Annotated in this window: 4 protein-coding genes and 1 pseudogene; 2 read left to right on the forward strand and 3 right to left on the reverse strand. The window is 72.4% G+C overall.

What is annotated here, in order from left to right; translation table 11 throughout:
• A pseudogene (locus RIF89_RS09620) lies at window positions 1-655 on the reverse strand (mannitol dehydrogenase family protein); the annotation flags it as partial.
• Between the two features lie 148 nt (window positions 656-803).
• Between RIF89_RS09620 and RIF89_RS09625 the strand changes: the two are divergent.
• Window positions 804-1,766, forward strand: coding sequence for a LacI family DNA-binding transcriptional regulator (locus RIF89_RS09625; protein WP_309068900.1), 963 nt, complete (start codon window positions 804-806; stop codon window positions 1,764-1,766).
• 15 nt (window positions 1,767-1,781) lie between these two features.
• Here the strand turns inward: RIF89_RS09625 and RIF89_RS09630 are convergent, their stop codons facing one another.
• Entirely contained in the window at window positions 1,782-2,990 is a 1,209-nt protein-coding gene (locus RIF89_RS09630; protein ID WP_309068901.1) for an ROK family transcriptional regulator, read from the reverse strand.
• A 74-nt stretch (window positions 2,991-3,064) separates the two neighbouring features.
• On the opposite strand from RIF89_RS09630, the gene RIF89_RS09635 reads away from it, so the two are divergent.
• Window positions 3,065-5,248, forward strand: coding sequence for an alpha-galactosidase (locus tag RIF89_RS09635; RefSeq protein WP_309068902.1), 2,184 nt, complete (start codon window positions 3,065-3,067; stop codon window positions 5,246-5,248).
• 56 nt (window positions 5,249-5,304) lie between these two features.
• On the opposite strand, the gene RIF89_RS09640 is transcribed toward RIF89_RS09635, so the two are convergent.
• Window positions 5,305-6,488 (reverse strand): glycoside hydrolase family 38 C-terminal domain-containing protein (locus RIF89_RS09640; protein ID WP_309068903.1); only part of this gene is annotated, 1,184 nt, incomplete at its 5' end.

Genomic DNA, 6,488 nt, shown 5'->3' on the forward strand with positions numbered 1-6,488 from the left:
CCGCGCGGTCGAGGAAGGCCAGCGCGTCGGCGCCTTCGGAGCCCGGGAGCTCCTGCAGGAACTCGCGCACGAGCTTCTCGGTGTGCGCCCCGTTGGACGCGAGGTTGTCGCAGCTCAGCACGGCGATGGGGGCGCCTCCCGCCGCGGCGCGCGCCTGGAGGCCCCGCGCGAGCTGGCCGATCGTCGAGCGAGCGGCGCCACCCGAGAGGTCCGCGCGCACCGTGGCGTCATCCAGGTCGAGGCGCTGTGTCGCGGGGGAGTAGCTGTACCCGTTCTCCGTGATGGTGAGGGTCACGATCCGGATGCGGGGGTCGGCGATCTCGGCGATCACGCGATCCGGCTGCTCCGCTCCCACGAAGGCGTCGGTGTGGACGCCGGGAATGGTGAGCGACGTGCTGCCAGGGGCGATCGTGGCCACCGAGTAGAGGAGATCCTGGGCGTGGAGGCCGTCGACGATCGCACGGGAGCGCGACGCGACGCCGATGATGCCCCAGTCGCCGCCGCCGGCCTGCATCGCCGAGGCGGTGTAGACCGCCTGATGCGCGCGGTGGAAGCTCCCGAGACCGAGGTGCAGGATGCCCGCGCCGGTCGGAGAGACCAGCGGCGCCGCGGTTGCCGGGGTGCTGCGGCGCAGGACCGGTGCTTCGATGCTCACGCGGTCGCTCCTTCGCTCTGGGCCGCGCACCTCGCAGGTGATCGGCGATGATCGTCGTGAAAGCCAGTGTGTATCAGTTGTACAAAGTTGTCAAACCTTTTGCAGAGCCGTCGGCGACCGTAGGATTGCTGACGGAAGCGAGGTGGACATGGCGGCGACGCTGACGGAGGTGGCACGGCGTGCCGGGGTGTCCGTCGCGACCGCCTCGCGTGCGTTCGGAGAGCCGGATCGTCTCGCCCCCCACACCCTCGGCCGCGTGCTGGAGGCCGCGGATGAGCTCGGCTATGAGACGACGCAGTCCGCCGCCGCGACACGCACCTTCGGCGTCGTCGTGCCGGACGTCTCCAACCCGGTCTACGCCACGCTCCTCAAGGCGATCCAGGGTCAGGCGTGGCACGGTCGTCATCGCATCGTGCTGTTCGACGCGGATGAGGATCTGCGCCGGGAGCGCGAGCAGATCGAACAGGCGCGCAAGCTCGACGGCATGCTGCTCTGCTCGCCGCGTCTGCCCGACGCCGACGTCCTGGACCTGATCGGCGCCACTCCGTGCGTCGTGGTCAACCGGCAGATCGACGGCGCCCCGTGCGTCCTGATGGACACCGAGCACGGACCCGCCCAGGCGATCGAACACCTCGCGGCCCTGGGGCACACGCATATCGCCTACGCGGCAGGGCCGCGGGGGTCATGGGCGGACGTGCGCCGCGCCGACACGGTGGCCCGCGCGTGCGAGCGCCACGGCATCCGCCTGACCGGCCTGAGCAATCACGCCGCCTCGATCCAGGGCGGTCGCGCCGCGGCCGCGCCGGCGCTGGCGAGTGGCGCGACAGCGGTCGTCGCCTACAACGACCTCGTGGCCCTCGGGCTCGAGGCCGGACTGCTCCAGCTCGGCCGACGCTGCCCCTCGGACATCAGCATCGTCGGCATCGACGACATCGACCTCGCGGGCGCTGTCACCCCTGCGCTCACCACCGTGCGCATGCCGATCGAGCGCAGCGGCGCGCTGGCGGTCGACCTCCTGCTGCAGGCGATGTCCGGCACCGCCATCGAGGACGTCGTGTCGCTCGGCTCGCAGCTGATCGTGCGCGCCTCGACCGCGCCGCCCGCGGGCTGAGATCTCGGGCGGCCCCTAGGCGCCGGAGCTGCCCGCAGCGGACGCGATCGCCGAGCGGATGGCCGCGACGGCCGCGCCCCGCGCCCAGTCGATGAAGGTGTGGCGCTGCAGGACCAGCCGGCAGTGGGCCGCCGCGCCGAAGGCGTGCGCCGCGAACTCCTCGCGGATCCGCCGCTCGTAGAGGTCGTACTCCGTGACGCCCTCGCCGGCGATGACGACGACCTCCGGGCCCACGAGGTTTACGGTCGCGGCGAGCGCCGCGCCGATCGCCGTGCCCGCGCGGTCGAACGCCTCCACCGCGCCCGCGTCGCCCTCGTGCGCGAGGCGGATGGCGTCCTCCAGGCGGAGCTCCGCGTCGCCGTGCGCGGCGCGGACGGCGTCCCGGATGGCGCTCGACGAGGCGACGGCCTCCACGCAGCCCCGCCGCCCGCAGACGCACAGGGCGTCCGGCGACGCGAGGGGAAGGTGGCCGATCTCGCCGGCGACGCCGTGCGAGCCGACGACCACGTCCCCGTTGACGTAGATGCCGCAGCCGATCCCGGCGCCGATGGTGACGATCGCGAAGCTCGCGGCCTCGGCGCCGACGCCGAACCACTGCTCGGCCTTGGCAAGCGCCCGCACGTCGTTCTCGATGACGACCGGCAGGTCGATGTGCGCCGCGACCTGTGCGCCGAGCGGCACCTGCGACCAGCCCAGCAGCGGTGAGTGCCGGACGACGCCGGTGTCCGTGTCGATGTCGCCGGAGACCGACACGCCCAGGCCGACGAGCCGATCCGCCGCGCCTCCGAGCTCGTCGATGAGCTGACGGGCGCACTCCGCGATCGCCGCCGTGACGGTGGCCGGATCGTGCTCGGCCAGTGATCGACGGGTGGAGGCTAGCACCTCGTTGCCGAGGCTGACGGTCGTGGCCACGACCTCGTCCGCATTGACCTTCACGCCGAGCGCGAGCATCGACTGCGGGACGACGCTGAGCGGATAGACCGGTCGGCCCGGCGCCGAGTGCTCCGCGTGCTCGCCGACGTTCACGAAGCCGTCGCGGATCAGCGGGCTCACCGTCTTGGTGACCTTCGCGGGAGACAGACCGGTCAGGCGTCCGATCTCGATCCGGCTGATCGGGCCGTGCGTGATGATCCGCGTGAAGATCTCGGCGGACGTCGCCGTCCGCAGCTCGGGGAGCGTGCCCCGCTTGTCGTCGGGCGTCAGAACCGGTGACGCGGGCCTCATGAGCCTCCTTTGCTTCGTCAGCGTAGGAACAGTAAGTTTCTGCTGTCAAATAACGCGAGGACGAGGTGGTCACGATGTCGGTTCAGCCGGGTCACGCGATGCTGCGCGCAGCAGGGGTGTCGCTTCTGCTGGATCTGGCGGGGGACCTGCCCACCGTCCTGCACTGGGGCGAGGATCTCGGCGCACTCGATGACGGGGGCGTGGCCGCCCTGCGGGCGTCGGGCGCGTCCGCGCGGGTCTCGAACTCGCCGGAGACGCCGCGTCCCGTGACGCTGCTGCCCCTCGAGCGGGACACGTGGTCGGGACTGCCCGGCCTGGACGGTCATCGAGGAGGCACAGCGACGACACCGCGCCCCGTCCTCACGCGCGTCGAGACCGAGCGGGCGGGCGGGGACGAGGGCGGGACCGTGCGCTGCACGCTGCACGACCCGATCGGCGAGCTCGAGCTGACGGTCGAGCTCGAGCTCGATGCGACGGGCATCCTGCGCGTGCAGTGGTCGGCTCTCTCGACGGCCGCGGATGGCGCACCCTACGACCTGTCGCACGTGGTCGCGCTCATGCCGATCCCGTCACGCGCAAGCGAGATCCTCGACTTCAGCGGGCGGTGGAGCCGTGAGCGCGCGCCCCAGCGCCTGCCGCTCGTCGATGGGGCGCATGTGCGCGAGGTGCGGCGCGGCAAGCCCGGGCTCGATTCGCCCTACCTGCTCGTCGCCGGCACCCCCGCCTTCGCACATCGGACGGGCGAGGTCTGGGCGGCGCACGTCGCCTGGAGCGGTGACCAGCGCTGGATCGCGCAGCGACTGCCCGAGGGGGCGGGATCGCTCGCCGCCGTGATCGGCGGCGGAGAGTTGCTGCGCGCGGGTGAGGTGCGGCTCGGGCCGGGTGAGCGCTACGAGGCCCCGGCCGTGCTGTTCGCGTGGTCGGATGCGGGGCTCGACGGCCTCGCCGATCGCTTCCACCGCCGGATGCGTGCGCACCGCCCGCGCCGCGCGCCGCAGCCGCTCGTGCTGAACACGTGGGAGGCCGTGTACTTCGACCACGACATGAGCCGCCTCGGCGAGCTCGTCGACCGCGCCGCGCGGATCGGCGTCGAGCGCATCGTGCTCGACGACGGCTGGTTCCGCGGCCGCCGCGACGACAGCGCGGGGCTCGGTGACTGGCAGATCGATCCCGCAGTCTGGCCGGAGGGGCTCGATCCGTTCGTGGCGCGCGTGCGTGAGGCGGGGATGGAGTTCGGCCTGTGGTTCGAGCCCGAGATGGTCAACCTGGACTCCGACATCGCTCGCGCGCATCCCGAGTGGCTGCTCGCTCCGTCCGAAGGGGTCGGCGCCAGCTTCCGCAATCAGTACGTCCTCGACATCGCGAACCCGGCGGCGTATGCCTATCTCGTCGATGCGGTCTCGCAGCTGGTCGAGCGCTACGACATCGCGTACATCAAGTGGGACCACAATCGCGAGCTGCATGAGGCCGTCGTCCGCGGCGCCGCCGGCGACCGCCCGGGCGTACGGCGCCAGACGCTGGCCCTGTACGCGATGCTCGACGAGCTGCACCGGCGGCACCCGGCGCTCGAGATCGAGAGCTGCGCATCGGGCGGCGGCCGGATCGACCTGGGCATCCTCGACCGCACAGAGCGGGTGTGGACCTCCGACTGCAACGATCCCGTCGAGCGGCAGGAGATCCAGCGCTGGAGCGAGCTGCTGGTCCCGCCGGAGCTCCTCGGCTCCCACGTCGGCGCCCCGCGTGCCCACACCACGCAGCGCGTCACCGATCTCTCCTTCCGCCTCGTGACCACGGCCTTCGCCGCCCCCGGGATCGAATGGGACATCACCGCGTGCTCCGAGGAGGAGCTGGATCGGCTCGCGGCGTGGGCGGAGTTCGTCACGACGCGACGGTGCCTGCTGCACGGGGGCGTGCGGGTGCATGCGGACCTGCCGGATCCGCAGACGCTGCTGCACGGCACGGTCGCGGAGGACGGCTCCGCGGCGCTGTTCGCGTGGGTGCGGCTGGCGAGCTCCGGCGGGCCGCAGGCGGCACGCGTGCCCTTCCCCGGCCTCGACCGCTCGCGCGACTACGCGATCCGCGTCCCGGAGGCGCTCGGCGCCGCGGCGATCCACGGGCACGAGCCGGCCTGGGTCGCGCAGGCGCGCGAGCCGGAGGGCTTCCGCGTGCCGGGCGCGGTTCTCGCTGCGGCGGGTCTGACGCTGCCCGTGCTGCATCCCGCGTCGGGCATGGTGCTGGAGCTCAGCGCGGTCGGCTGAGGGCGACCAGCGCTGCGCGTGACCCGCCCGCCGGCGGCGGGCGAGTCACGCGCGCCTCAGAGCGTCACGCGGAGCGTCCGCACCTCGAACGGCGTGAGCGACACCGTGACGTCGCGGTCCCCGACGAGCGGCACGGGCACGGGGCTCGGGTTCGCGTCCTCGATGAGCGACACCGCTGTGACGCCCGATACGGCGCGACCGAAGCGCACCGTGCCCGTCGCGCGACGTCCGTACGGCTCGTACACGCGCACGATGAGGTCGCCGGAGCGATCCGCGGCGAGCTTCACCGCCGACACCAGGACGCCGCCCGAGGTCTCGACCACGGGAGCGAGCGTCGGCGGCGTCACCGCGTCCGCAGCGATGTCCGCCGCGGGTGCCGCCCGCAGCGGCAGGTTCATCACGAGGCCCGCCGCGGTGGCGTCGGCGATGTCCGCGCCGATCACGAGGGCGTAGACATGCGTCTGCTCGCCCTGATCCGTCGCCGGATCGGGGAAGCGGGGGGCACGCAGCAGCGACAGCCGCACGGTCGTCGTGACGCCCGTTTCGGGGGTGGAATCGCGCGTGACGTCGTAGCCGTACGTCGAGTCCGTCGTGAGCGCCACGCCGAAGCCCGGCTCCTCGACATGCACGAACCGGTGCATCGCGGTCTCGAACTTCGCGGCCTCCCAGCTCGTGTTGGTGTGCGTCACGCGCTTGGCGTAGCCGAACTGGGTCTCGGCGGCCGTGTGCTCGGCGTGGATGTCGAGCGGGAACGCGACCTTGAGGAACTTCTCCGTCTCGTGCCAGTCGGTCGTCTGGGCGAACACGAGCGCGCGGGATCCGGCGTGCAGCGTGATCCGCTGTGTCAGCGCCGACTGCGAGAACCGGCGAGACACGATGACCGTGACGCCGTCCGCCGCCGTCTCGATCGTCAGCGACTCCGCGGCCCGCAGGTCGTCGACTCGGTTGCGGTAGTAGCGGTCGACGTCCCACGCATCCCACATCGCGGGGAAATCCGGATGCAGCTGCAGCAGGTTCGCCTCCGCACCCGCGGGGATCGCGTCGCGTCCGGTCGCGACGTCCACCGCCGAGGTGATGAGGCCCTCCGCGGTGATCACCACTCGCACGACGTCGTTCTCCAGCACGTATCCGCCGTGCGCGGGCGTTGCTCGCACGGCTGGACCCGCCGGCGCCGGTCGCCCGGCGCCCAGCGCCGGCACACCCGCCTGAGGGATCGGAGCCGGATTGAAGACCACGTCCT

This window comes from Microbacterium sp. (genome assembly GCF_031178525.1).
Taxonomy (GTDB): domain Bacteria; phylum Actinomycetota; class Actinomycetes; order Actinomycetales; family Microbacteriaceae; genus Microbacterium.